At 63.1% G+C, this 22,821-nt stretch carries 25 protein-coding genes; 12 read left to right on the forward strand and 13 right to left on the reverse strand.

Annotated elements, in window-relative coordinates:
• Positions 1 to 21 precede the first annotated feature (21 nt).
• The 5 genes from metG (at position 22) to Q1M04_RS09935 (ending at position 5,171) form a co-directional block, all read left to right on the forward strand.
• Positions 22 to 1,998: a methionine--tRNA ligase gene (metG, locus tag Q1M04_RS09915; protein WP_297998477.1), complete on the forward strand. Its 1,977-nt coding sequence runs from the start codon at positions 22 to 24 to the stop codon at positions 1,996 to 1,998.
• 66 nt (positions 1,999 to 2,064) lie between these two features.
• Complete coding sequence (gene rbr, locus Q1M04_RS09920; RefSeq protein WP_293280026.1) at positions 2,065 to 2,676, forward strand: rubrerythrin; 612 nt, start codon at positions 2,065 to 2,067, stop codon at positions 2,674 to 2,676.
• Between the two features lie 392 nt (positions 2,677 to 3,068).
• Positions 3,069 to 3,458 carry an immunity 22 family protein gene (locus tag Q1M04_RS09925; protein ID WP_293280027.1) on the forward strand — a complete coding sequence of 130 codons (390 nt, stop codon included), beginning with the start codon at positions 3,069 to 3,071 and terminating at the stop codon, positions 3,456 to 3,458.
• Positions 3,459 to 3,637: 179 nt separating this feature from the next.
• Complete coding sequence (locus tag Q1M04_RS09930; protein ID WP_297310955.1) at positions 3,638 to 4,126, forward strand: RNA polymerase sigma factor; 489 nt, start codon at positions 3,638 to 3,640, stop codon at positions 4,124 to 4,126.
• The gene (locus Q1M04_RS09935; protein ID WP_297998474.1) at positions 4,110 to 5,171 is read left to right on the forward strand and encodes a DUF4179 domain-containing protein; all 1,062 of its coding nucleotides are present in this window, start codon (positions 4,110 to 4,112) and stop codon (positions 5,169 to 5,171) included. The genes Q1M04_RS09930 and Q1M04_RS09935 overlap by 17 nt, the downstream gene beginning before the upstream one ends.
• Before the next feature lie 42 nt (positions 5,172 to 5,213).
• Here Q1M04_RS09935 and Q1M04_RS09940 read toward each other — a convergent pair whose 3' ends face one another.
• Positions 5,214 to 6,164 carry a ComEC/Rec2 family competence protein gene (locus tag Q1M04_RS09940; RefSeq protein WP_297998472.1) on the reverse strand — a complete coding sequence of 317 codons (951 nt, stop codon included), beginning with the start codon at positions 6,162 to 6,164 and terminating at the stop codon, positions 5,214 to 5,216.
• A gap of 251 nt (positions 6,165 to 6,415) precedes the next feature.
• Here Q1M04_RS09940 and Q1M04_RS09945 point away from each other — a divergent pair, with 251 nt between their 5' ends.
• On the forward strand, positions 6,416 to 7,147 hold the full coding sequence (locus Q1M04_RS09945; protein WP_297998469.1) for a ZIP family metal transporter: 732 nt from the start codon (positions 6,416 to 6,418) through the stop codon (positions 7,145 to 7,147).
• Positions 7,148 to 7,346: 199 nt separating this feature from the next.
• Positions 7,347 to 7,628 carry a hypothetical protein gene (locus Q1M04_RS09950; protein ID WP_297998467.1) on the forward strand — a complete coding sequence of 94 codons (282 nt, stop codon included), beginning with the start codon at positions 7,347 to 7,349 and terminating at the stop codon, positions 7,626 to 7,628.
• A 40-nt stretch (positions 7,629 to 7,668) separates the two neighbouring features.
• Here the strand turns inward: Q1M04_RS09950 and Q1M04_RS09955 are convergent, their stop codons facing one another.
• The 7 genes from Q1M04_RS09955 to Q1M04_RS09985 form a co-directional block, all read right to left on the reverse strand.
• The gene (locus Q1M04_RS09955; protein WP_297998465.1) at positions 7,669 to 8,775 is read right to left on the reverse strand and encodes a DUF3810 domain-containing protein; all 1,107 of its coding nucleotides are present in this window, start codon (positions 8,773 to 8,775) and stop codon (positions 7,669 to 7,671) included.
• A 2-nt stretch (positions 8,776 to 8,777) separates the two neighbouring features.
• The gene (locus Q1M04_RS09960; RefSeq protein ID WP_297998463.1) at positions 8,778 to 9,512 is read right to left on the reverse strand and encodes an ABC transporter ATP-binding protein; all 735 of its coding nucleotides are present in this window, start codon (positions 9,510 to 9,512) and stop codon (positions 8,778 to 8,780) included.
• Positions 9,509 to 10,300, reverse strand: a complete 792-nt coding sequence (locus Q1M04_RS09965) for an ABC transporter ATP-binding protein (RefSeq protein ID WP_295758116.1) — start codon at positions 10,298 to 10,300, stop codon at positions 9,509 to 9,511. Before Q1M04_RS09965 ends, Q1M04_RS09960 begins: the two co-directional genes overlap by 4 nt.
• Positions 10,300 to 11,109 carry an ABC transporter permease gene (locus Q1M04_RS09970; RefSeq protein ID WP_204790663.1) on the reverse strand — a complete coding sequence of 270 codons (810 nt, stop codon included), beginning with the start codon at positions 11,107 to 11,109 and terminating at the stop codon, positions 10,300 to 10,302. Before Q1M04_RS09970 ends, Q1M04_RS09965 begins: the two co-directional genes overlap by 1 nt.
• Positions 11,106 to 12,050, reverse strand: a complete 945-nt coding sequence (locus Q1M04_RS09975) for an ABC transporter permease (protein ID WP_297998461.1) — start codon at positions 12,048 to 12,050, stop codon at positions 11,106 to 11,108. Before Q1M04_RS09975 ends, Q1M04_RS09970 begins: the two co-directional genes overlap by 4 nt.
• Positions 12,051 to 12,130: 80 nt before the next feature.
• Positions 12,131 to 13,690 carry an ABC transporter substrate-binding protein gene (locus Q1M04_RS09980; protein WP_297998459.1) on the reverse strand — a complete coding sequence of 520 codons (1,560 nt, stop codon included), beginning with the start codon at positions 13,688 to 13,690 and terminating at the stop codon, positions 12,131 to 12,133.
• Positions 13,691 to 13,990: 300 nt separating this feature from the next.
• Positions 13,991 to 15,199 carry an AI-2E family transporter gene (locus tag Q1M04_RS09985; protein WP_297998457.1) on the reverse strand — a complete coding sequence of 403 codons (1,209 nt, stop codon included), beginning with the start codon at positions 15,197 to 15,199 and terminating at the stop codon, positions 13,991 to 13,993.
• A gap of 164 nt (positions 15,200 to 15,363) precedes the next feature.
• Here Q1M04_RS09985 and Q1M04_RS09990 point away from each other — a divergent pair, with 164 nt between their 5' ends.
• Together Q1M04_RS09990 and Q1M04_RS09995 are read left to right on the forward strand one after the other, a co-directional pair.
• On the forward strand, positions 15,364 to 16,251 hold the full coding sequence (locus Q1M04_RS09990; RefSeq protein WP_297998455.1) for a diacylglycerol kinase family protein: 888 nt from the start codon (positions 15,364 to 15,366) through the stop codon (positions 16,249 to 16,251).
• Positions 16,248 to 16,853 (forward strand): CoA pyrophosphatase, encoded by a 606-nt coding sequence (locus Q1M04_RS09995; RefSeq protein ID WP_297998453.1) that lies wholly within the window; start codon positions 16,248 to 16,250, stop codon positions 16,851 to 16,853. The genes Q1M04_RS09990 and Q1M04_RS09995 overlap by 4 nt, the downstream gene beginning before the upstream one ends.
• A gap of 37 nt (positions 16,854 to 16,890) precedes the next feature.
• Here Q1M04_RS09995 and Q1M04_RS10000 read toward each other — a convergent pair whose 3' ends face one another.
• Positions 16,891 to 17,412, reverse strand: coding sequence for a CarD family transcriptional regulator (locus Q1M04_RS10000; protein ID WP_293279353.1), 522 nt, complete (start codon positions 17,410 to 17,412; stop codon positions 16,891 to 16,893).
• A gap of 213 nt (positions 17,413 to 17,625) precedes the next feature.
• Here Q1M04_RS10000 and Q1M04_RS10005 point away from each other — a divergent pair, with 213 nt between their 5' ends.
• Positions 17,626 to 17,850, forward strand: coding sequence for a hypothetical protein (locus tag Q1M04_RS10005; protein ID WP_204790656.1), 225 nt, complete (start codon positions 17,626 to 17,628; stop codon positions 17,848 to 17,850).
• A 54-nt stretch (positions 17,851 to 17,904) separates the two neighbouring features.
• On the opposite strand, the gene Q1M04_RS10010 is transcribed toward Q1M04_RS10005, so the two are convergent.
• On the reverse strand, positions 17,905 to 19,737 hold the full coding sequence (locus Q1M04_RS10010; protein ID WP_297998450.1) for a serine hydrolase: 1,833 nt from the start codon (positions 19,735 to 19,737) through the stop codon (positions 17,905 to 17,907).
• A 132-nt stretch (positions 19,738 to 19,869) separates the two neighbouring features.
• On the opposite strand from Q1M04_RS10010, the gene Q1M04_RS10015 reads away from it, so the two are divergent.
• The gene (locus Q1M04_RS10015; RefSeq protein WP_297998494.1) at positions 19,870 to 20,016 is read left to right on the forward strand and encodes a hypothetical protein; all 147 of its coding nucleotides are present in this window, start codon (positions 19,870 to 19,872) and stop codon (positions 20,014 to 20,016) included.
• A gap of 228 nt (positions 20,017 to 20,244) precedes the next feature.
• Here the strand turns inward: Q1M04_RS10015 and Q1M04_RS10020 are convergent, their stop codons facing one another.
• The gene (locus Q1M04_RS10020) at positions 20,245 to 20,793 is read right to left on the reverse strand and encodes a hypothetical protein (protein ID WP_297998447.1); all 549 of its coding nucleotides are present in this window, start codon (positions 20,791 to 20,793) and stop codon (positions 20,245 to 20,247) included.
• Between the two features lie 51 nt (positions 20,794 to 20,844).
• Between Q1M04_RS10020 and Q1M04_RS10025 the strand changes: the two genes are divergently transcribed.
• Positions 20,845 to 21,129, forward strand: coding sequence for a transposase (locus Q1M04_RS10025; RefSeq protein WP_300447605.1), 285 nt, complete (start codon positions 20,845 to 20,847; stop codon positions 21,127 to 21,129).
• Positions 21,130 to 21,309: 180 nt separating this feature from the next.
• On the opposite strand, the gene Q1M04_RS10030 is transcribed toward Q1M04_RS10025, so the two are convergent.
• Together Q1M04_RS10030 and Q1M04_RS10035 are read right to left on the reverse strand one after the other, a co-directional pair.
• Positions 21,310 to 21,828, reverse strand: coding sequence for a transposase (locus tag Q1M04_RS10030; RefSeq protein ID WP_300346408.1), 519 nt, complete (start codon positions 21,826 to 21,828; stop codon positions 21,310 to 21,312).
• 307 nt (positions 21,829 to 22,135) lie between these two features.
• A complete protein-coding gene (locus Q1M04_RS10035; protein ID WP_297998444.1) occupies positions 22,136 to 22,804 on the reverse strand; it encodes an ABC transporter ATP-binding protein in 669 nt (222 codons plus the stop codon).
• Positions 22,805 to 22,821 lie beyond the last annotated feature (17 nt).

Raw genomic sequence — 22,821 nt, forward strand, 5'->3', positions numbered from 1 at the left:
CCGCTTTAAAGGAGAAAGAGCATGGAAAAGAAAAAATTCTATATCACCACGCCCATTTACTACCCCTCGGACAAGCTTCACATCGGCCACACCTACTGCACCGTGGCCACGGACACCCTGGCCCGCTACCACCGCCTGCTTGGCGAGGACGTCATGTTCCTCACCGGCACCGACGAGCACGGACAGAAAATCGAGGAAAAGGCCAAGGAGGCCGGCATCACCCCCCAGGAATTTGTGGACCGCATTGTGGACGGTCCCCGGGGCGTGCGGGATCTGTGGAAGCTGATGAACATCTCCAACGACCGCTTCATCCGCACCACGGACGATTACCATGTGAAATCCATTCAATATATCTTCCGCAAAATACACGACAACGGCGACATCTACAAGGGGACCTACAAGGGCAAATACTGCACCCCCTGCGAGGCCTTCTGGACGGAGAGCCAGCTTAAGGACGGCTGCTGCCCCGACTGCGGCCGCCCCGTCAAGGACGCGGAGGAGGAGGCCTATTTCTTCCGCCTGAGCAAGTACGCGGACAAAATCCGGGACCTGCTGGAAAACACGGACTTCCTGGAGCCCCCCTCCCGGGTCCACGAAATGGTGCGCAACTTCATTGACCCGGGTCTTGAGGACCTGTGCGTCTCCCGGACCAGCTTCAGCTGGGGCGTGCCCGTGGACTTCGACCCCGGCCATGTGGTCTATGTCTGGATCGACGCCCTCTCCAACTATATCACCGCCCTGGGCTACGGCAACGACCGCTACAGCGATTACGAAAAGGGCTGGTGGCCCGGCGTGAACATCGTGGGCAAGGAGATCGTCCGCTTCCACTCCATCATCTGGCCCGCCATGCTCATGAGCCTGGGCGAGCCGGTGCCTAAGAAATGCTTCGGCCACGGCTGGCTCCTTCTGGACGGCGGCAAAATGTCCAAGTCCAAGGGCAACGTGGTGGACCCCTATATCCTGGCGGAGCAGTTCGGCGTGGACGCCCTGCGCTTCTTCCTGATGCGCACCTTCCCCTTCGGCTCCGACGGCAACTTCTCCAACGAGCTTTTGATCCAGACCATCAACACGGACCTTGCCAACGACCTGGGCAACCTGGTCAGCCGCACCACCGCCATGGTGGGCAAATACTTCGGCGGGACCCTGCCCGCGCTCTGCGGGACCTGGGCGGAAGCGGTCTCCTTTGACACGGAGCTGAAGGACCTGGCCGGGGGCCTGCGGGAGCGCTACGCCGCCGAGATGGACCGCTTCGCCCCCCACAAGGCCCTGGAGGAAATCTTCAAGGTCATCCAGCGGGCAAACAAATATATTGACGAGAACACCCCCTGGACCCTGGCGAAGGACATGGAGGCCAACGGCCCCCGGCTGGCCCATGTGCTGTATAATCTGCTGGAGGCGGCCCGCATCTGCGGCATTTTGCTGACTCCCTTCATGCCGGAGAGCATGGACAGGCTCTTCGCCCAGATTGGCGCGGACGCTTCCGCCCGGACCTGGGACTCCGCCGCCAAATGGGGCGGATTGCCGGAGACCGCCGCGGTCTCCAAGGGGGAGAACCTCTTCCCCCGGGTGGACATGGACAAGGCGCTCCAGGAGCTGGAGGCCGCCGTGGAGGCGGCGAAACAGGCGGAGTCCGGCGTGGAGCTGGAGCCCCAGCTGGCGGAGAAGGTGGACTTCGACACCTTCTGCAAGTCGGACTTCCGGGCAGTGAAGGTAAAGGCCTGCGAGGCGGTGAAAAAGAGCGAGAAGCTCTTGAAGTTCACCCTGGACGACGGCACCGGCGTGGACCGGCAGATTCTCTCCGGGATTCACAAGTGGTATGAGCCGGAGGAGCTGGTGGGCAAGACCCTGGTGGCGATTGTGAACCTGCCTCCCCGGAAGATGATGGGCCAGGAGAGCAGCGGGATGCTCATCTCCGCCGTCCACAAGGAAAAGGGGGAGGAGGTGCTCCACCTCCTCATGGTGGACGACGCCATCCCCGCCGGGGCGAAGCTCTGTTAAGCGTATAATCCCCTGAATATGGGAAATACTGCCTCCATACTTTAAAAGTAGGGAGGCAGTATTTTCATGTCCAAAAACTTAAAAGAGAGCGAGACGCTCAAAAACCTCATGCGCGCCTTTGCCGGGGAGAGCCAGGCCCGGAACCGCTATACCTTTGCCGCGGGCCTGTGCAAACAGCAGCAGCTCCACGTCCTGGAGGCCATTTTCACCTTCACCGCCAACCAGGAGAAGGAGCACGCCGAAATCTTCTACAACCACATGAAGGAGGTGGCCGGGGAGACCGTCCATATCGACGGCGGCTACCCCGTGGACCTGACCAACGACGTGGCCCAGCTCCTCCGCATGGCCCAGCACAACGAGTTCGAGGAGTTCGACCCCGTCTACCCCAGCTTCGCCCAGACCGCCCGGCAGGAGGGCTTCCCCCAGGTGGCCTCCTCCTTCGAGCAGATTTCCAAAATCGAGAAGGCCCACGGCAACCGCTTCGCCCACTTCGCGGAGCTTATGGAATCCGGCAAGCTCTTCGTCTCCGACGCCAAGTGCGGCTGGCTCTGCCTGAACTGCGGCCACATTCAGGAGGGCCTCCAGGCCCCCAAGTCCTGCCCCGTCTGCTCCCATGACCAGGGCTTCTTCATCCGCCTGGAGATGGCCCCCTACGGCGGGGAGATCCTAAAGGCGTGACCCGTCTCCGACGGGTGTTTTCCGGGGGGCTTCCCGCCTGCGGGGGCCCCTCCCGTCTTCCGGCGGGCAAACTCGGCGAAAAACCGCCCAATTTTTGTAGACAATCCGCTCAACCTTTGGTATAGTATTAGCAACAGCACCGGCGGGCGGCGTCTCCATTCTACCGCGTCCCCGCCCGGCGCACAGGGGCGGCGGCCCATTCCCGATACGGCGGCCCCCGGGTCTGCCGGGACAGCCCCGTCATGCGCTTCGACCAGGAGGCCGCCGCTTTGACGAGGGCCTGCCCCCCATGGAAAAGCGCGTCCTCCCCTGTCAGGAGGAATTTTATATCCTCAGCAATTCCGTTTTGCGCTGACCCCCGCTTCACCAAATCACGACAAAGGAGAATCACCATGGAAGAATCCGGCATTGTTTCCATCTGGCTTGGCAGCTTTGAGAGCAGGGAAGCCCTGGCGGCCTACGCCGAGAACCGTTTCATGCAGAACGAGAACGGCGAGAAGGTCCCCTCCTTCACCCAGGACTTTTTCAACGGCGACCTCTGGCCCTTTGAGCCGGACGTATTCGATTACGAATTTAACGGCGCCCCCTCCCAGGACCCGGCCGTGGTGGCGGCGCCCCTGGGCGAGGAGCTGTGCGCCGCCCTGACGGAGGTTTACTCCAAGGGCTTCGACCAGCCCTATAACGCCGTGATTGCCGTCTACGACTATCAGTTTGAGGGCAGCCGCTACGTCCCCGGCGCGCCGGCGCGGTTCGTGGGGTCCTTTTCCTACATAGAGCGTTGAGCCATTTCGAAAGCCGCCCCGTTTGGGGCGGCTTTTTTTCAAGAGCGCAAGCCGGGCCGGCGCATTGGTTCCCTGGCAAACGCAGCGATACGAGACGACAAAAAATTTTTCCCAGGACTGAAAGTTTCCGCCCCGCTAAATCGTATCCATAACGAGAGCGCTCCAAAGGAGTTGATACCATGAACATAAACCACCAGGCGGAGCGGCTGGCAAACGCCTACGCCGACGCGATTCTCCGCCTCAGCTACACTTATTTAAAAAACACCTACGACGCACAGGACGTCTGCCAGACGGTTTTCGTCAAGCTCCTGACGGAGCCCCGGGAATTCGACAGCGCCGAGCATGAGCGGGCCTATGTCCTGCGCATGGCGGCCAACGCCTGCAAGGACCTTTTGAAAAGCCCCTGGCGGAAGCGGACCTGCGGCCTGGAAACCGTGCTGGAGGTCCCCGCCCCGGAGGCGGGGGACGGCTCCGTGCTGGCGGCGGTGAACGAGCTGCCCGCCCACTACCGCACGGCAATCTACCTCTTTTACTACGAAGGCTACCAGGCGGCGGAGATCGGGAAAATTCTCGGCGTGCCCACCGCCACGGTTCACACCCGCCTGGCCCGGGGCCGGGCAAGGCTCAAGGATATCTTAGGAGGTATGGACTATGAGCGATCTGTTTGATTACAAAAAGGAGATGAGCGAATTGCGCTTTACGGAGATTCAGAAGAAAGCCCTGGCGGAGGCCGCCGCCTCCGCCGCCCGGACCCCGGCAAAACGCCGCCGCCCCGTGTTCCGCACGGCCCTGATTGCCGCCGCCATGGCCGCCGTGCTGGTGGTGGGGTCCAGCGCGGCGGGGATTCTGCCCAACCCCACGGAGGTCTTCGCCCCCCTCTTCGGCGGGGCCGTGGCCCAGACGGAGGTCATTGACAAAATTGGACGCCCCATCGGGGCCAGCGACACGGACAATGGCATCACCATCACGGCGGAAGCCATCATGGGCGACCAATACAACGCCGTCATTGTCTACACCCTCACCCGGGACGACGGGGAGCGGTTTTTGCCGGAGGGCAAGGGCCTGGACGAGACCTATCTGATGATGGGCGGTTACGGCGGGGCCAGCTGGGTCAAGGGCGGTGCCCACGGCGGGTCCTGGTTTGTGGACGAGGACCCGGAGGACAACCAAATCCAGCTGGTGGAGACTGCCAGCTCCAACGTGGCCATGACCAAAGGAACCGCCAACGCGAGTTTTGAGGACCTGCAATACTGGAACGCGGAGACGGAACAGGCCGAGCTCCTCTATCCCGGCAAGTGGAAGCTCCGCTTTGAGGTGGACTACGAGGACTGCTCCGTCCGCCTGGGCGGCGGGGAAACCTTCTCCCAGGACGGATTGAACTTCACCATCGACGAGATCACCCTCTCCCCCATCGCCGTGCGGGTAGTCTACACGGCGGACAGCGCGGTCGTTTGGAGCGACGCGCCCAGCGGACGGGAGGCCCCAGAGAACGCCCCCCGGCGCCAGCGGTATCTGGAGAACATCGAAATCCTCCTGACCAAAACCGACGGCACGGTCATCGACCTCGGCGGTTCCGGCGGCAGAGTCAGCCCGGACTATAAGGCGGATGTCTCCCACTGCACCAAGGGCCAGGTCTTTGACGAGATTATCCCCCTGGAGGAGATGGAAAGCATTCGCGTCGGCGGCGTGACCTACGAGATTCCCCACAACTGAACCCGCATAAGAAGGCCGGGACGCAAGTCCCGGCCTCTCGTTTTATTCGATCTCAATATGTACCGACTCGTGGAACACCGGCTCCACCAGCCCGGGAATCCCCACCGCGTCGGTGAAATGGAGCTCCTCCGCGTACTCCTTCAAGAGGGACACAATGTAGGGATGGGGCCGCTCGTCGGGCCGCCCCGCCGCCACGCTGACCACCATGGTCTTGGGGGCCAGGCGGCTGATGGCCTTGCGGTTGCAGGAGGACAGCGACGCGTGGTGGGGCACCTTCAAAATGTCGCAGGGGGTCAGGGTGTCGTTGTCCCAGACGGCGCAGTACATGTCGCCCCCCAGGACGATCTCCCTGCCGTGGTAGTACAGCCGCTGGCGGAGGCTGGAGATGTTCATGGCCTTGGTCCAGCGCATGAGGTCATAGCGGTTCCGCTCCCCCCGGAAGGCCGCGTCGTACACCGCCTTCTGCCGGGGGTACAGGGAGGGCTCGCCGGGGAGGATCTCCATGGTCAGGTTCTCCGTCAGGGGAAGCGTCTCCACCTTGTCCCCGGGGATCTCCATAAACTCCCCCACCCGCCCCGGGTGGTCCCGGAGGGCCGAGGCGTAAATATCCAGGCACCGGAGGAGGTTCCTCGCCGCGCCGGGCAGGCCGTTGTCCCCGTCGGGGTCCAGGGGGCCGTGCCCCTCCGGCGGGACATAGGCGGAAATGAACCGGTCCACCGCCGCCGCCTCCAGCACCCGGCCAAGGCCCCCGATGTGGTCCCGGTGGAAGTGGGTGGCCAGGAGGACGTCCAGGCGGCCGATGCCCTGCTTTTTCAGAAAATCCCCGGCGTAAATCCGCCGGGACCGGGGGTCCAGCTCCCCAGGGTGGTCGTCACGGACCAGATTGTCGTGGCCGCAGTCCACCAGCATGGCAAAGCGCCGCGCGCCTCCTTCCAGCTCCTGCACCAGAATGGAATCCCCATTGCCGACGTTGATGAAATCCAAAACCAGCATCAGCCATTCCCCCTCACTTTTTTATTTAAGATAGGATACCATAGCCCCGGGGGGCTTGCAAGAAAAAGCCTTCCTCCGCCCCCTCCAAAATTTCAGCCCTATTTTTGACATCCTGCTAAAACCCGGCTCCGGCCTTTTTTCCAGGCGGCGAAGCCCTCTTTTTCCCCTTATCTTCTGGACAGGCGGGGAATAGGGTGTTATAATAAACTTGTTAGGGTATCGCTTATAAATGGGAGGAAGCAATCGGTTTTATGGATAGTATGACAATGGGTTTATGGACCACGCTGCTGGTCACCGCCGCCGCCGGCATCGGCGGCACCGGGCTGGGAGGCACGCTGGCCACACTGTTCCGCCGGGACTCCGGCCGGGAGGCCAGCCTGCTTTTGAGCTTCGCAGCCGGGGTGATGGTGTCGGTGTCCTGCTTCGGCCTTTTGACGGAGGCCGCCGCCCCGGGCGCCATGGAGCTGGTGGCCCTGGGGGTTTTCCTGGGCTGCGCCGTCACCGCGGGGCTGAACGCCCTGCTGGACCGGGGCCAGCCCACCGGCGGGCTGGTGCTGGCGGGGCTGGTGATGGCCGCCGCCATCGCTTTGCACAACGTGCCCGAGGGCATGGTCATCGGCGCGTCCTTCATCGGCGGCACCATGCGCCAGGGCTGGACCATGGCGGCGGTCATCGGGCTGCACAACATTCCGGAGGGCATGGCCATCTCCGCCCCCATGGTGGCGGGAGGCGAGCGCCGCTGGCGGGCGGCGGGCCTGGCGGCCCTCTCCGGGGCCCCCACGGTGCTGGGGGCGGCCCTGGGCTACTGCCTGGGCACCCTGGGCCCCACGGCCCTGACCCTGACCCTGAGCTTTGCCGCCGGGGCCATGCTGTACGTAGTCTTCGGCGAGCTTTTGCCCGAGGCCGCCAGCCTTTGGAAGAGCAAGCTCCCCGCCCTGGCGGCGGTGCTGGGCATCCTGGTGGGGATGCTCATTGACGGGTGATTTCGTTTCCTCAAAGTGCGCACGCCAAGGACCGCTCCGCCCCAGGCGGTCCGCTGCCCCGCCGGGCCGGAGCGGCGGCGGAGCCCTTGCTTTTTAAAAATTTTTCCTCCGGTTGTCCTCCCCCGTGCAACGCCGCCCTTATGGGGGCCGTTGTTGACGGCGTTAACACGCGCAAATCGACGGCGAGGAGGAACTTTTCATGAATGGAACGACACAAAAAAAGCGCCCGGTGCGGAATCAGGACGTCCGGGCGGCTATCGAGGGAGCGGGCCTGCGGTACTGGTGGGTGGCCGAGGAGCTGGGCATGGCCTGCGGCACCCTCTCCAACCACCTGCGCAAAGAACTTCCCCCGGAGGAGCGGGAGGCGGTCCTGACCGCCGTCCGGCGGCTGGCGGAGCGGCAGGGGAATCCCGCCCCGGAGTCCCCCAGTCCCGGCTTGACCCTGGAGGCCCGGGCCTCCTTCCCCGGCAGGGGCTGGTGACAAAGAGAAGACGGCGCGGCTCGCAGGCCGCGCCGTCTTTTTATGCCTGTTCGCAGAGCGGGAGGTAATAGACCACCAGCAAATCCACCACCATCCCGTAGGACTGGATGCCCCGCTCATCGCCGTAGCTTTTCAGCAGCCCGTCGTAAACCTTGTTGCTGGCCTTCTGAACCGGCGTATCCTGAAACTGGGCCCAGTAGGCGTTGTTATAGGCCAGGTCCAGCCGGACCTCCTCCGGCAGGGCCTCCCGGATGGACCAATAGCCCTCCGGATCCTGGGAGTACAGGGCGTTTCCCAGATAGACATACCCAATGAGCCAGCCGGAATAGATATACGCCGGGTCGGAGCAGGTGGTGGAGGCCAGCACCGCCAGGAAGTTGCACTCCTGCTCCGAGGCGAAGCCCCGCTGGTGGGCCAGCTCGTGGGCGATGGTGGAGGGCAGCATGCAGGCGGGGCTGTCCACGTTGACGTTGGACTCCCCGGTGAAGGAGCTGTAGAACCCGGTGAAATCCATGGCGCTCATGAGACGGGAGAAGGCCATGGGCTTCACGCCGGGGTCGTCGAAGGCCAGGAAGGGAAAGTCCTCCGTCAGGCCGTCATAGGCGTGGACGCTGTTTTCCAGAATCTCCTCCCGGGGGACGGCGAAAAGGCCGTGTTCATCCCGCTTTACGTCCCCCGCCGTCTCGGACGTCCGGTCCGCGAAGTACTTTGTCACCGCCCGCAAATCCTCCAGGGCCACGGGCTGGGCGTAAATCCCGGACCGGTCCTGAAAGCCGTCGGTCCAGTAGTTGACCCCCCATAAGAGGCAGAATCCGGCCCACACGGACAAAACGGCGCAGAGGGCCCCCAGCCCCAGGCCATAGGCCCGCTCCCGCCGCCGCCCCCCGGCCCTGGCCACGGCAATCACGCTCCAGACGGTATATCCGATTCCAAGGAGCACCGCCAGGGCTTCCACCACCTCCATGACGGAGAAGGGGACCAAATAGCAAAGCCGCCCCAGCCCCCGCCGGAGGGGAGTGGTGAAGCGCTCCGCCACGGCGTTCATCAGCCATCTCTGCCCCCGGAGGGAGAAGAAGGCCAGCAGCAACACGCAGTCCGCCAGCAGCCAAATATGCAGGTTTCGGTATTTGTGGAAATATGCTTTCATCGTCACTCCGCGGCAGCCAGAAGCTGCTTGGTATAGTCTTCCTTGGGATGGTCAAAAATCTCGTCCACGGTCCCCTGCTCCACGATGCGGCCGCTCTTCATCACCAGCACCCGGTCGCAGAGCTGGTAGACCACGTTCAAATCGTGGGAGATAAACAGGTAGCTCAAATCCAGCTCCCGCCGGAGGGAGCGGAGCAAATCCAGAATCTGGGCCTGGATGGTCACGTCCAGGGCGGACACCGGCTCGTCGGCAATCAGGAATTTGGGCCGCCGGATCAGCGCCGCGGCGATGCTGACCCGCTGGCGCTGGCCCCCGGAGAGCTCCGAGGGCTTCGCCCCCAGACATTCCGGCCGCAGCTCCACCCGTTCCAGCATCTCCCGGACCCGGAGCTTCCGCTCCGCTTTATTGTACTTCCCGTAGACCCGCAGGGGCTCTTCCAGGGTCCACTCCACGCTGTAAAAGGGGTTGAGGGAGCTGTAGGGGTCCTGGAAAATCATCTGGGGCCGCTTCGTGTAGTGGGTCACGGTCCCCCGGTCAGGCTTCACCATCCCCAGGATGGTTTTCGCCAGGGTGGACTTTCCCGTCCCCGACTCGCCCACCAGGCCCAGAATCTCCCCGTGGCGCACGTCGAAGGTCACGTCGTGGAGGACCTCCTGGCGCGTCCGCCTGCCGAAGGGGCCGGCGCCGTCGCTGTAGCCGCTGTATACATGGTCCAGGGATAACACCAGCTCGTTCATGCCCCGCCCTCCTTCCGCTTTCTCGTGGGGATGGCGGCGATGAGCCGCCGGGTATAGGGGTGATGGGGGTGATGAAAGACCTCCTGGGCCTCCCCCTCCTCCACCAGCAGCCCCCGCTGCATCACCGCCACCCGGCCGCAGAGCTTCCGCACCACGTTCAAGTCGTGGGAGATGAAGAGCATGGACACGCCGGACTCCCGGTTCAGCCTCTTTAAAAGCTCCAGAATCTGTGCCTGGATGGTCACATCCAGGGCCGTCGTCGGCTCGTCCAGCAGCAAAAGCTTGGGTTTTGCGATGACCGCCGCCGCGATCATGGCCCGCTGAAGCATACCCCCGGAGAGCTGGTGGGGGTACTTTTCATACACCGCCTCCGCCTCCGGCAGCTCCACCGCCGCCATGGCCTCCACCGCCTGGCGGCGGCACTCCTCCCGGCCCAGTTTGGTGTGGACCCGGAGGACCTCCTCCACCTGGGGGCCGATTTTCATCAGGGGGTCCAGGGCGCTCTGGGGCTCCTGGAACACCACGCCGATCTCCCGGCCCTGGATGTTCCGCAGCTCCGCCCGGTCCGCGTGGAGCAGCTCCTTCCCGTCCAGGAGAATCTCCCCGGAATAATCACACTGCTTCCGGGGCAGCAGGCCCGCCACGCTCATGGCGGTAACGGTCTTCCCGGACCCGGACTCCCCCACCAGGCCCAGGATTTCCCCCGCCCGGATGGAGAGGGACACCCCGGCCACGGCCTCCCGGTCCCGGCCCGGGAACTTCACATGAAGGTCCCGTATCTCCAGCATCACAGCACCCCCTTGTCCTGCCGCCGCAGGCCCTCGCCCAGCAGGCCCACGCTGAACACCATCAGCACAATCACAAGGCCCGTCCCGGCGGCGTACCAGGGGGCGGCGAAGAGCATCCCCTGGGCCTCGGAGAGCATATAGCCAAGAGACGCGTCCGGCGGCGTCACGCCGATGCCAAGAAAGCTCATGGACGCCTCCGCCAGGACCGCGTTATTAAAGCCGATCGTCAGGGCGGGCAGCAGCACCGGCGCCGTGTTCGGCAGCATGTGGATTGCCAGAATCCGGGGATTCGACGCTCCCATCAGCCGGGCGCTTTTGATATAGTTCACGTCCCGGAGGGAGGCGAAGGCCGTCCGGGTCACCCGGGCAAAGCTGGGGATGAACACCAGCCCCAGGGCGAGAATGACGTTGATCTTCTTCCCCGGCTCCAGCAAGGAGATCACCACCAGGGCCAGGAGGATGTTGGGAAAGGCCGTCAGCGCGTCGTTGAGACGCATCAAAAGCTCGTCCACCGGCCCGCCGAAGCAGCCCGTCAGAGCCCCCGCCAGGCACCCGCAGACCGCCCCGATGGCCAGCGTCGCCAGGGCGATGGAGGCCGTGGCCCCGGCGCCCTTGAGGACCCGGCTGAAAATGTCCCGGCCGAAGTTGTCCGTGCCCATCCAGTGGGCCGGGGAGGGCCCGCCGAACTTGGGCCCCGCCGCCATGGCGTTGGGGTCGTAGGGCGTCCAGAAAAAGCCCAGGAGGATCAGCGCCGCCAGGGCGCAGGTCAGGACCAGCCCGGCGGTTAAAAAGCCGTTTCGCCGTTTCATGCCGCACCTCCTATCCGGAGCCGGGGATCGATGCGCTGATTGATTAGATCCGCCGCCGTCCCCGCCAGCACCACCCAGAAGGCCAGGATCACCACAATGGCCTGGACCACCGGGTAGTCCCGGCCCGCGATAGAGGTCACCAGCATCCGCCCCAGGCCGGGGATCACAAAGACCTGCTCCACCACAATGCTCCCCGCCACAATCTCCGCCATGGTCTGGGCCAGGAAGGTGACCACCGGGGGCAGGGCGTTTTTCAGCACATGCCGCCGCAGGACCTGGCCCCGGTCGTTTCCCCGGGAAATGGCGGTGCGCACATAGTCCTTCCCCAATTCCTCCTGCACCGTGCTGCGGAGCATCCGCACCGTCATGGCGATGCGGGGAATGGAGAGGGCCACGGCGGCAAAGAACAGATACACCGCCGCCCCGGCGAAGTCCTCCTTCCCGTCGGGAAACTGCCCCGGCATGAACCACTTCAGCCCCACGCCGAAGACCCAGGACAGCAGAATCCCCGTGAAGAAGGACGGCACCGCCATGCCCAGCTGGTTCAGGGCCGTCCGGGCCCCCTCGAACCGCCTCCGCCCGGCGGACCAGAGCCCCAGGGGGATGGACACCGACGTAATCAGGACAAAGCTCAGCAGGCTCAGGCACAGGGTCAGGCGAAACTTCGCCCCCAGGATCTCCCACACCGGCTGCTTATAGCTGGTGGAAACCCCCAGGTTCCCGGTGAAAAAGCCCAGCAGCCACTCGCCGTACCGGACCAGCAGGGGCCGGTCCAGCCCCAGCTCTGCCCGGAGGGCCGCCAGGCGCTCCGGCGTGGCCGAGGTGCCCAGCATGGCGGTGGCGGTGTCGCCGGAGATGAGAGAGAAGGCCGCAAAGGTCAGGAAGGAGACGATCAAGATGGTCGCCAGCCCCGCCGCGGCCCGTTTCAACGCGTATTTCATCAGCAAGTACCCCTCTGAAAGGCGCGGAGAGCAGAGCGTGAAGATTTCGCTCTTCACACTCTGCTCTCTCGTTTTTGAAATTAGTCCGTATACCGGATGCCGCTGAGATCCAGCACGTAGATGGGATAGAACCGCACGCCCGTGAGGCCCTTGCGGATCGCCACCAGATCGGCCAGATCCTGGATGTACACGTTGGCGGCGTTCTCCGTCAAATTGGCCTCCGCCTGTTTGTAGGCCGCCGTCTGGGCGGCGTCGTCCGCCGCGGCAATGGCCGCCTGGAAGATGGCGTCATACTCCGCGTTGTTATAATTGATAAAGTTATTACCCGCCGTAGAGGTAAACCGCTCCAGCAGGGCCCGGGCCGTCATGGTGGAGGCGTCCACGCCCACCACGGTGGCCTGGAACTGCCGGCCCATGTAGGTGTCGTTGAGCCAGCTCTCCCAGGTGACGGGGAGAATTTCGGCGGTGATGCCCACCTGCTTCAGCTGCTCCACGATAACCTGGGCGGTGTCCAGGTGGGGCTGGTAGTTGGAGGGCACGGTGATGGTCATGGCAAAGCCGTCGGGATAGCCCGCGTCGGCCAGGAGGGCCTTGGCCTTCTCCACGTCGTAGGTATAGTAATTGGTCAGGGAGTCGTCGAAGTACTTCCCGAAGGCGGGGTACATGCTGGAGCCGATGAGGCTTCCGTAGCCGTCAAAGGCCAGGTCCAGAATCTGCTGGCGGTCGATGGCGTAGCACAGGGCCTGGCGGACCCGCACGTCGTCGAAGGGGGCCACGGCGTTGTTCAGATACATGGCCTGAACCAGATTCATAGTGCCCTCTTCGATGTTGAACTCGTCCCCCAGCTGGGCCACCTGGGTGCTGGTCAGGTGGGCGAACAGGTCCACCGCCCCGCTCTGGAGGCTCATGAGGATGCTGTCCGCGTTTTCGATGATCTTATAGGTGACTTTATCCAGATACGCTTTCTCGCCCCAGTAATCGTCAAAGCGCTCCAGGACGATGTTATCTTGAGCGGCCCGGGAGACGAATTTGAAGGGCCCGGTGCCCACGGGGGCGGTATCCTGCCCGTCATAGCCCGCGGGGAGAACCGCCGTGGTCAGATAGGACAAAAACTCGCTGTCGGGCTCTCCCAGGGTGATGGAGATGCTCCGGCTGTCCGCCGTCTCCATGTGTTGAATATTGGAAAACGCCTCCACCTCAAAAATGCCGTCGCCGCCATTTTTGCAGCGGGCCAGGGACTCGCCCACGTCCTCCGCCGTCACGGGGTCGCCGTTGTGGAACTTGATCCCGTCCCGGATGGTAAAGGTATAGGTCAATTGGTCGTCGGAAATTTCATACTTTTCCGCCACGGCGGGGATCAAATCCCCCTCCGGGGTGGGCTTCATCAGGCCCTCGAATACGTTGAACATGACCTCCTTGGTCCCTGCCGCCACCGCTTTGTGGGGGTCAAGGCTCTCGTCCAGGTCCTGGGCGATGCCGACGGTGATCTCGTTGGGATGATCCGCCGCGGGCTGCGCCGCCGGTTCGTTGGAGCCGCTTTCGTCCTCCGGCGTCTGGGCCGCGCTGCCGTCTTTGCATCCGCAGAGTACGGCGCACAAAAGCCCCAGCAGGAGGAGAATCTCCAAAAGTTTCCGCTTCATGTCTGTTTCCTTTCGTCGCTGCCCGTCCCCGGGTCAGCGCTGGACGGGGAATGTCCCGCCCGGACAAAATAATTCGGCTCTATTCACTTTTGCGGGCTCTTCATGAATAAAGCCCCGGGACCCTCCGGTCTCCCGGAGGCCCCAAGGCCGTATTGTACACGACGGGAAAAACGATTGCAATAGTTTTCACAAACTTTTCCCTAATTTTTTTACCCCCGCCCCCAGGGGCGGAAAATCCGCAGGGCCGCGCCCGCCCCCTTGAAGCGCGGCCGGAAGAACCGGAGCGGAAGGGGCCGGCGCTTATTCCGGCCGGGGCCCATAGGCCCCTCCGGCGGCATACTCCCCGGAGTCCGGGGAGAGGCCCTTTTTCCGCAGCCGGGCGTCCACGAAGAAGTTGATGAGGCTGTTGAGGCAGGCGCACACCGGCACGCCGAAGAACATGCCCGCCACGCCGAAGAAGCCGCCCCCCACCAAAATGGCGATGATGACCCACAAGCTGGAAAGGCCGGTGGTGTTTCCCAGAATCTTGGGGCCGATGACGTTGCCGTCCAGCTGCTGGAGAGCCAGGACGAATATCACGAAATACAGCGCCTGGCGGGGGGAGACCAGCAGAATCAGGAAGGTGCTGGGGATGGCCCCCAGGAAGGGGCCGAAGAAGGGGATCACGTTGGTCACGCCCACGAAGACGGACACCAAGGGCGTGTAAGGGAACTTTAAGATGGAGCAGCAGACAAAGCACAAAATGCCGATGATGATGGAGTCCAGCAGCTTCCCCCGGACGAAGCCGGAGAAAATGGTATCCGCCCGCTTGGTCCCCCGGAGCACCAGGCCCACCTGCTCCTGGGGGAAGAGGCTGTAAACCAGCTTCCGGCCATAGGCGGCGCAGCGCTCCTTGGTGGCCAGCAGATAGACGGAGGCGATGATTCCCACCAGCAGGTCCATCACAAAGTTCACCGCGCTCCACACGCCGCCGGACACGGTGGTCATCACCGTCTGAAGCTGGGGCAGCAAACCCGACAGCCACTTGCCGAAGTCCTGGAAATAGTCCCCCAGCTTCTCCACAATCTGCTGAGCCAGGTCAGGGTTGGTCTCCAGGAGATGATTGGACAGGCTGGTCACCCAGCCGCTGATGGTCTGATAGTACTTATCCACGTTGGCGATGAGCTGAAGGACGCTCTTATACAGCTCCGGCAGCAGCACGGAGGCCAGCAGGTAGAAGAAGAACCACACCACCAGCCAGGCAAGCAGAATGCCCACGGTGCGAATCAGCATGGCCTGGGAGCGCTTCCGCTCCCGCTCCGGATGGGGCGGGAAGAGGTGGCGCTCGAAGAAATTCACCATAGGGGCCAGCAGATAGGCGATGAAGGCCCCGTAGAGGATAGGCCGCACGGTCTCCAGCAGGGCCAGCACGGCCTTGCCGCCGAAGAGGGTGTCGTAAAACAGCAAAACGGCGGCGGCGGTCACAAACGCCGACACCCCCATGCTGATGTAATGGTTTTTCCGTTCCATGGCCCGCGCCTCCTTTTTTCTCTCCTCCCATTCTACACGGGGCCCGGGGGAATTGCAATCCTCTTTTTCCCGCCCCATGGGAAACCCCGCCAATTTTAACAGTAATTTCACAAGCGCTGTGCTATACTGTACGGTAATCAAAACTCTCTCTGGAGGTGGGCCCCATGAAACCCCGCAAGCTCCTGATGATCGTCAACCCCCGGGCCGGGAAAAGCAAGTCCCACGGTCCCCTGTTCGACGCCGCCGCCGCCCTCTCCCTGGCGGGATATCTCCTCTCCATCCATGTGACCTCCGCCCCCGGCGACGCCGCCGAAACCGCCAGGCGGGAGGGCGGGCGCTACGATCTGGTGGTGGCCGTGGGGGGCGACGGGACGCTGAACGAGGTGGTCTCCGGCCTGGTCCAGCTCCGCCGCCCTCCGCTGCTGGGCTATCTGCCCCAGGGCAGCACCAACGACTTCGCCGCCAGCCTCCGCATCTCCGGCGACCCGGCGGAGGCCGCCGCCGCCATCGCCCGGAACGTTCCCCGGCTTTTGGACGTGGGCTTCTGGAACGGGCGGAGCTTTCTCTATGTGGCCTCCTTCGGGGCCTTCACCCGGTCCAGCTACGCCGCCCCCCAAAACGCCAAAAACGCCCTGGGCCACTTCGCCTATATCCTGGAGGGCATGAAGGACCTGAGCACCCTCCGGCCCTACCACGTCCGCCTCACCGCCGGCGGGGAGGTGCTGGACGGGGAATACCTCTTCGGCGCGGTGTGCAACTCCACCTCCATCGGGGGGCTGATGAAGCTGAACCCGGAGCGGGTGGTGCTGGACGACGGCCTGTTTGAAATGCTGCTCATTCCCAGCCCCAAGACGGCGGCGGACCTCCAAAGCCTGGTCCACGCCCTTTTGAACCAGCAGTACGACAGCCAGGGCCTGGTTTTCCGCCACGTCTCCTCCATTCACTTTGAAACGGAGGAGGAGCTTCCCTGGTCCCTGGACGGGGAGTACGCCCCCAGCGCCCCGGCGGTGGACATTGAAAACCGCCGCCAGGCGCTGACCATGCTGCTGTGACGGGGGAGCTGGAGCGGCTGGCCCGCCGCTTTCAGGGCCATGAGCCGGGCCTCCTGGGGGCCTCCCGGAGCTATGCCGTCCTCTGCCCCCTCGTCGAAGGGGAGGGCGGCCTCCGCCTCCTCTTCGAGGTCCGGTCCTCCCAAGTCTCCCAAGGGGGGGAGGTCTGCTTCCCCGGCGGGCGGATGGAGCCTGGGGAGACGCCCCAGGACTGCGCCCTGCGGGAGACGGAGGAGGAGCTGTCCATCCCCCGGGAGGCGGTCACCCTCCTGGGCACGCCGGATTTTATCTGTAACCAGCGGGGCTTCCTCCTCCGGCCGGTGCTGGGACTGGTGTCCCAGGCGGGCCTTCAGTCCCTGCGCCCCTCCCCGGCGGAGGTGGCGGAGGCCTTCACCGTCCCCTTGGCCTTCTTCCGGGAGGCGCCGCCGGACCTCCGGCGTTACGAGCTGGTCCCCCAGGTGCCGGAGGACTTCCCCTACGGCCCCGTGGGCATCCCCCGGGACTACCCCTGGAGCCGCGGGCAGGTGGAGATTCCCATCTGGCGCTATCAGGGCCGCGCCATCTGGGGAATGACGGCAAGGCTGGTGCGGGAAATCATCCGGTAACGCGGCGGGAGACGGGTCTTCCCCGTCTCCCTGTTTTTCATCCGGCGGACTCCTCCGCGCCCTCCAGCCGGACGGCAATATAGCCCTCCACATGGTCATAGGGAATCTCCAGCGCCGTGGCCAGCTCCCCGTAAAGCAGGCGCTCCGCCTGCTTCATATACCGCTCGTCCACCAGTCCCAGGCGGCGGTTTTTGGACTCCGCCATCCCCCGCTTGTGCCGGATGGCCTTCATCATCTCAATCAGGGCCTGGTGCCCCCCGTCCCGGACGGCGGACTGGTACTGCTGGGCCAGGGCCTGGGGCGTGCCGCCCCGGCAGGCCGCCGCCGGAATGGCCGGCATCCGGTCAATAAGGGCCTCCGCCTCCTCCCGGCTGATCACCGGGCGCATGGGCACCTTTTCGCTGTCCACCGGGGCGTAAATCACCCCGTCCTGCCACAGGGGCTTGAGGACATAGTACCGCTTGCCCCGGTCTCCGCCGGGCTGGTCCATCCTGGAGACTCCCTCCACCCGGCACACGCCGGTGGAGCCGTATACCACCAGCTCTCCGACTTGAAACATCGCTCCTCCCTTCCGCCGGGTTCCGGCCCGGCAATTTTGATTTTCTTTTCCTTTAGTTTACCACATTTTAGGGGAAACATGTAATAGAAATTTTCAAATTTTTGCATTTTCTCCGTTTTCACCCAAAAAGGATTGACAAATATCCCCAATTTTTTTATGATAAACTTGCCGCCGGGCCCTCCCGGCGCAGCGCACATGAAAAGGAGCGTACCTATGAGCATCGACGTGAAAGCCACTATTGAGGAGCTGGTCTCCAAGCTCCAGAAGGACCCGGCCCTCCTCCAAAGCTTTCAGAAGGACCCTGTGAAGGCGCTGGAGCAGCTCACCGGCATGAATCTGCCCGACGAGCAGCTCCAGCCCCTGGTGACGGGAATCAAGGCCAAGCTGGCCGCCTCCGGCCTGGGGGACAAGCTGGACGGGCTGAAAAAGCTCTTCTGAGCCGCAGGCAGAAAAAACGCTCCGGGAAATTCCCGGGGCGTTTTTCCGCTCTTCTCATTGGGCGACGGCCTCATACAATATCCGGCTGATTTCTCCGCAGACGGCGTAGATGCCGTATTCGTCCCTTCCCCCGTCTGCCCCGGTGGTCAGCACCACCACTCCGTCCCCGGCGTCCGGGTCATAGCTGAGGAGGTTGTATACGCCGTAGGCGCTGCCGGTGTGGTAATAAAGCCGTTCCCGGCCGTAGAGGCCGGACCCCAGCCGCATGGGCAGGGCCTGATACGTCCCGCCGGAGATCGCCCGGTCCTCACAGCTCTCCATCAGCTCCACAGAGGACTCTTCCATAAGCCGCACGCCCTCGAAACAGCCGTCCCCCGCCAGCAGGGCCGCCAGCTTCCCGCAGTCGTAAGCGCTGGCGGTAAAACCCCCGGCAAACTGCCGTCCCGTGGCCCCCGGCGCGCTCCACCGGCGGCCCCCCAGCTGGCTCCCCACGGAGCGGCCCAGGGCGCTTCCCCGGTACAGCTGGGTCACCAGCTCCGGCTCCCTCAGCTCTCCGGCGGCGAAAGAGCCGTCCGCTCCCATGGGGCCCAGAAGCCGCTCCTCCAGCACGTCGTCTAAGTACCGTCCCGCCGCCAGCTCCAGGGTCTGGCCCAGGACGCCGAAGGCGTGGTTGTTATAGCTCCAATACCGCAGATCCCCCGGCGCGCCCCCGCCGTAGCCGGAGGGGCCCTTCAGCTGGGCCTTCACGCCCGCGTAGTCCCAGGCGATGCTCTCGCTGTTCAGCAGGGTGGAGGTGTGGCTCAGCATGGAGCGGATGGTGACGGGCTTCCACGTCTCCACGCCCCAGTACACGCCGATGTCCGCGTCGTAATCCACGGCCCCCTCCTCCCACAGCAGCGCGGCGGCGAGGCCCACCGCCACCTTGGAGAGGGAGGCGGTGCGCAGCTTGTGGCCGTCCGTCATGGGGACGCTCCCCCGCACCGCCCAGCCGTAGTGATACACGTCGGTGACGGCCCCGTTTTCAATGACCGCCGCCTGGACTCCCACCGCCCCGTGGCGGCGGGCCGCGCCGGCAATGGCCTGGTCCAGTTCCTCGTGCTTCAGCCTGGAAAGGCTCACGGTTCCGCCCTCAGGAAGAGACAATTCCCCCGCCAGCGAGTCCCGGTCCTTTTGGAGCCTCGCCAAAATACAAGCCAATTGCAGCCGGGACACCGGAAGATCCGGGTAGAGCCCGCGGTCCGTCATGCCCTCATAGAGGCCCCGTTCCAAAACCCAGTTCACCGCCTCCTCCGCGTAAGGCGGGACCTGTCCCCCCTCCCAGGAGACGGCCAGGCGGCACTCCATATCCTCCCCGCGCCAGGCGGCGAAGCGGTGGAGCATCACCGCCAGCTGGCTCCGGGTCACCGGAGAAGCGGGAGCGAAAAGACCCTCCGACACGCCGCCGCTGACCCCCACGCTGTCCGCCCAGGCCACGGCGTCCTGATATTCCTCCGGCACGTCGGCGTACGGGCACTCGTCCACCCGCACCAAAATGCCGCTGAGACGGTATAGGGCCTGGACCGCCCCGGCCCGGCTCACCGGCTCTTCGCCGTCAAAGCGCCCCTTCTCCCCCGGGGGCAGCAGCTCCCGGTAAAGGGCCCACCGGGCGGCGTCCCGTCCCTCTTCCGAAACGCCCGCCGCCTCCACGGCCCGCAAATCTTCCAGGACGGCGGCGGGCTCTTCGATCGCCATTACCTCCAGGCCCTCCCCGGCCGTTTCCTCTTCCGGTTTTTCTTCCAGAGCTTCTCTCCCCGCCGATCGCTCCTGAGCCCACGCCGGGGGCGAGGCCAGGACCGCCCACAAAAGCGCCAGCGCCAAAAGCGCACCCGCCGCCCAACGTTTTCCCATGGTTTCCCGGCCTCCCGCCTCCGGGCCAAGGCGCCCGGGGATTTTTTCTTCTGATTCGACATTATACCGGGAGTTTCGACGGCTGTCAATCTTCCCCAGGGGCAAAAGGGCCCTTGAAAAGATTTCCATTTTATGCTTTCTCTCAGGGAGCTGCCGGTGGGCCGCCCGCCCTACGCCGTGTACTTCCCAGGGGGGCTCACCTGGCAGCACGCGAAGCTTGGCGTCCTGATGAGCCTTCAGAAGCTGGCGGACGCGGGACTGGCGAAGCTGGCGGAGTGAGCGCCGCCGGTGCGCCTCCCGTAAAAAAGCGCCCGCGAGCCCAGCCGCGTGATTCTCAGGTGAACGCGAAGAAATTCCCCGCCCGGCGGAGCTTCCCGCCGGACGGGGTTTTGCCTGTGTCCGAACTGTTTTTATTATTTCAGAGCTTAAAGCTCGGAAATAATACATTTGATTCAAGCCGTTTTGCTCGCTGCTGTAAACAGCAGCAACCGCAAAACATGGCACATATTACTTCCGGCCTTTCAGTTCGGAGGTAATATAATAGGCGAAGGTCCGGGCTGTGACCCAAGCGGCAGAGGAGGCGCCTCCCGCCAGGAAAAAGGCCACCTCAGGCACTTTGACCCGCTTTTGGACGGTATCTCCTTGGGCATCCTCCAACTCGGGGTATACACAGACGGCAATTTGGGCCTCCATCAGACGTCCGTTCAGCTTATCGTAAAAAATCGAGAATATCCGCACAAACTCCCAGATTTGCTCTTTCGCCGGAAGAATCAGCGCAAAGAAACATGGCCGCTTTTTCAGCTCCTCCACCCCCCAGCCGGTAATAAACAGGAACAGCATCTTTGCCAGCAGCTCGATCTGGGAGTAATGCCGCGCCTCTGCCAAATCCAGCAGACAAAACGTTCCGTCGTCTGCCCTGCCCAATCCCTTCATCAGGGAGCCATAGAGAAGGCGGATCATCTCCATTTCATTTTTCGGGTCGATCCACCGGGTCGGGAACCCAGAAGATGCCGCCATATCGGGACTCTGGAGGCAGTCCGCCTCCAAGAACTCCATCTCCGGCTCCTCTCCCTCCTTTTCCCAAATATGAAGCCGCAGAATCCTTTGGTGGTAATCTCGCGTCAACCCCGCAGGGGCGAAGATCTCACCACGGTCCAAGGTTCGTTTTATGCTCTGCCAAGACACTATGAACCAGCAGCGGCTGATCCGGTTTATGGAGCGCCTGATTCGTGTTTCAAAAGGAAGGTGTTCCTGATCCTGGACAATCTGAAAGTCCATCACGGCAAGCTTGCTGCGTCCTGGCTGGAACACCACAAGGACAAAATTGAGGTGTTCTTCCTGCCGCCCTATGCTCCGGAATACAATCCGGATGAATACTTGAGGAAGCACTGATGAAAGCAGGTAAAAGCCAGGCAAACAGACGAAGGTAAAGGAAACGTCCAATAAAGAACCATATTGGGGGAAGAATTCCTCGCTTTTCCAGTCACAGCCCGAATGTTCTTCACAATCCTGTAGGGATGCTCCACCTTGCAGCGTACGGCAGATTTTCGGTTTTCAATATACCGCTCCCAGTCAATGGCATTGTCTGAAACCCTGGGGAACCGGCCTGCGGTTGATGCGGTATTCAATGGCAGAAAGCTGCGGATTGCTTCTGATTTCTTCCTGTTTCTCTGTCCCAAGGCAGGCACTGTCCCCGCAGACCGCCTTATCATCTTCCCGCAGAAGCCTTGCCGCTGCAGTGACGCCGCGGACATTGGCGGCGGTGGCCTCCACTGTGTGGACAAAGCCGTTCCCGGCATCCGCGCCGGTGCGGCACTTCATACCAAAATGCCACTGGTTTCCCCTCTTCACCGAGTGCATCTCCGGATCCCGTTTTTTCTCCGCGTTTTTTGCAGAGCTGGGTGCGCTGATCAGCGTGGCGTCTACGATGCTGCCGCCCCGCATCATCCGTCCAGCCCGTTCCAGGCAGCGGTTGACTGCGTCAAAAAACAGCTTGCCGATGCCCTTCTCCTCCAACAGATGCCGAAAGTGCAGCAGGGTCGTGGTGTCCGGGACATCGTTGGATAGAGGGGGACGACCAGCGATACCCATTCTTCCCATTCGGGGGATTAAATCAGCGCTTCCTTAAATCATCCAAAAAAGTACAGAAAGCAAGAACAAAGCCACGGAAATTCAATGAATTTCCGTGGCTTTGGTACGCCCTGAGGGATTCGCTCCCCCCGGTCTTCTGGTCCGCAGCTTGTCTGAGGGGCCACAACAAACGCTTTCCGCTTCATTTGATGCTGTTTGTCCAGAATATAAATGGCCTTTCATGCTGCCCATTTCACTGATGCCACAGAGAAATTTCCCGTTCTGGGTCAGTTCCTGGGTCAATGCCGCAAACCGGCCGCATCACCCCTCAAGCCACAATCCGTCCGTCCTCAATCCGCACAATGCGGTCTGCCATCTGCGCAATTTCCGGATTGTGAGTGATCATCACAATGGTCTGATGAAATTCCCGGCTGCTCATCTGCAGCAGTCCCATTACATCATCGCTGGTCCTGGAATCCAGATTCCCCGTGGGCTCATCCGCCAGAATGATGGCGGGCTTGGATGCCAGCGCCCGGGCGATCGCCACCCGCTGCTGCTGGCCGCCGGAGAGATGCCCCGGCAGGCTGTCCAGCTTTTCCTCCAGCCCCAGCAGCTCCGCCACTTTCATGATAAAGGGCCGGTCCGGTTTCTGCCCGTCCAGGGAGAGGGGGAATACGATGTTCTCCCACACTGTCAGCACCGGGATTAAATTATAGTTTTGAAAGACAAAGCCGATCTGCTTGCGGCGGAAGATGGTGGCCTGTTCCCGGTCCAGCCGCGCCAGCTCCGTGCCGCCGATTTGGACGCTTCCCTCCGTGGGGGTGTCCAGCCCGCCCAACATATTCAGCAAAGTGGATTTTCCGCTGCCGGAGGTGCCGATGATGGCGGTGAACTTCCCCCGTTCGATCTCCAGATCCACGCCGTCCAGGGCGCGGACCTGGGTGTCGCCGGAGCCGTAGTACTTTTTAAGGCCAACGGCCTTTAAGATGCTCTCCATAACCTGTCTCCTTTCAT

The organism is uncultured Oscillibacter sp. (assembly GCF_950073225.1).
Taxonomy (GTDB): Bacteria; Bacillota; Clostridia; order Oscillospirales; family Oscillospiraceae; genus Oscillibacter.

Bases quoted from the DNA above. Each gene is read 5' to 3' on its own strand.
- metG (WP_297998477.1), top strand. From the start codon at position 22: ATGGAAAAGAAAAAATTCTATATCACCACGCCCATTTACTACCCCTCG.
- rbr (WP_293280026.1), top strand. From the start codon at position 2,065: ATGTCCAAAAACTTAAAAGAGAGCGAGACGCTCAAAAACCTCATGCGC.
- Q1M04_RS09925 (WP_293280027.1), top strand. From the start codon at position 3,069: ATGGAAGAATCCGGCATTGTTTCCATCTGGCTTGGCAGCTTTGAGAGC.
- Q1M04_RS09930 (WP_297310955.1), top strand. From the start codon at position 3,638: ATGAACATAAACCACCAGGCGGAGCGGCTGGCAAACGCCTACGCCGAC.
- Q1M04_RS09935 (WP_297998474.1), top strand. From the start codon at position 4,110: ATGAGCGATCTGTTTGATTACAAAAAGGAGATGAGCGAATTGCGCTTT.
- Q1M04_RS09940 (WP_297998472.1), bottom strand. From the start codon at position 6,164: ATGCTGGTTTTGGATTTCATCAACGTCGGCAATGGGGATTCCATTCTG.
- Q1M04_RS09945 (WP_297998469.1), top strand. From the start codon at position 6,416: ATGGATAGTATGACAATGGGTTTATGGACCACGCTGCTGGTCACCGCC.
- Q1M04_RS09950 (WP_297998467.1), top strand. From the start codon at position 7,347: ATGAATGGAACGACACAAAAAAAGCGCCCGGTGCGGAATCAGGACGTC.
- Q1M04_RS09955 (WP_297998465.1), bottom strand. From the start codon at position 8,775: ATGAAAGCATATTTCCACAAATACCGAAACCTGCATATTTGGCTGCTG.
- Q1M04_RS09960 (WP_297998463.1), bottom strand. From the start codon at position 9,512: ATGAACGAGCTGGTGTTATCCCTGGACCATGTATACAGCGGCTACAGC.
- Q1M04_RS09965 (WP_295758116.1), bottom strand. From the start codon at position 10,300: ATGCTGGAGATACGGGACCTTCATGTGAAGTTCCCGGGCCGGGACCGG.
- Q1M04_RS09970 (WP_204790663.1), bottom strand. From the start codon at position 11,109: ATGAAACGGCGAAACGGCTTTTTAACCGCCGGGCTGGTCCTGACCTGC.
- Q1M04_RS09975 (WP_297998461.1), bottom strand. From the start codon at position 12,050: ATGAAATACGCGTTGAAACGGGCCGCGGCGGGGCTGGCGACCATCTTG.
- Q1M04_RS09980 (WP_297998459.1), bottom strand. From the start codon at position 13,690: ATGAAGCGGAAACTTTTGGAGATTCTCCTCCTGCTGGGGCTTTTGTGC.
- Q1M04_RS09985 (WP_297998457.1), bottom strand. From the start codon at position 15,199: ATGGAACGGAAAAACCATTACATCAGCATGGGGGTGTCGGCGTTTGTG.
- Q1M04_RS09990 (WP_297998455.1), top strand. From the start codon at position 15,364: ATGAAACCCCGCAAGCTCCTGATGATCGTCAACCCCCGGGCCGGGAAA.
- Q1M04_RS10000 (WP_293279353.1), bottom strand. From the start codon at position 17,412: ATGTTTCAAGTCGGAGAGCTGGTGGTATACGGCTCCACCGGCGTGTGC.
- Q1M04_RS10005 (WP_204790656.1), top strand. From the start codon at position 17,626: ATGAGCATCGACGTGAAAGCCACTATTGAGGAGCTGGTCTCCAAGCTC.
- Q1M04_RS10010 (WP_297998450.1), bottom strand. From the start codon at position 19,737: ATGGGAAAACGTTGGGCGGCGGGTGCGCTTTTGGCGCTGGCGCTTTTG.
- Q1M04_RS10015 (WP_297998494.1), top strand. From the start codon at position 19,870: ATGCTTTCTCTCAGGGAGCTGCCGGTGGGCCGCCCGCCCTACGCCGTG.
- Q1M04_RS10020 (WP_297998447.1), bottom strand. From the start codon at position 20,793: ATGGAGTTCTTGGAGGCGGACTGCCTCCAGAGTCCCGATATGGCGGCA.
- Q1M04_RS10030 (WP_300346408.1), bottom strand. From the start codon at position 21,828: ATGGGTATCGCTGGTCGTCCCCCTCTATCCAACGATGTCCCGGACACC.
- Q1M04_RS10035 (WP_297998444.1), bottom strand. From the start codon at position 22,804: ATGGAGAGCATCTTAAAGGCCGTTGGCCTTAAAAAGTACTACGGCTCC.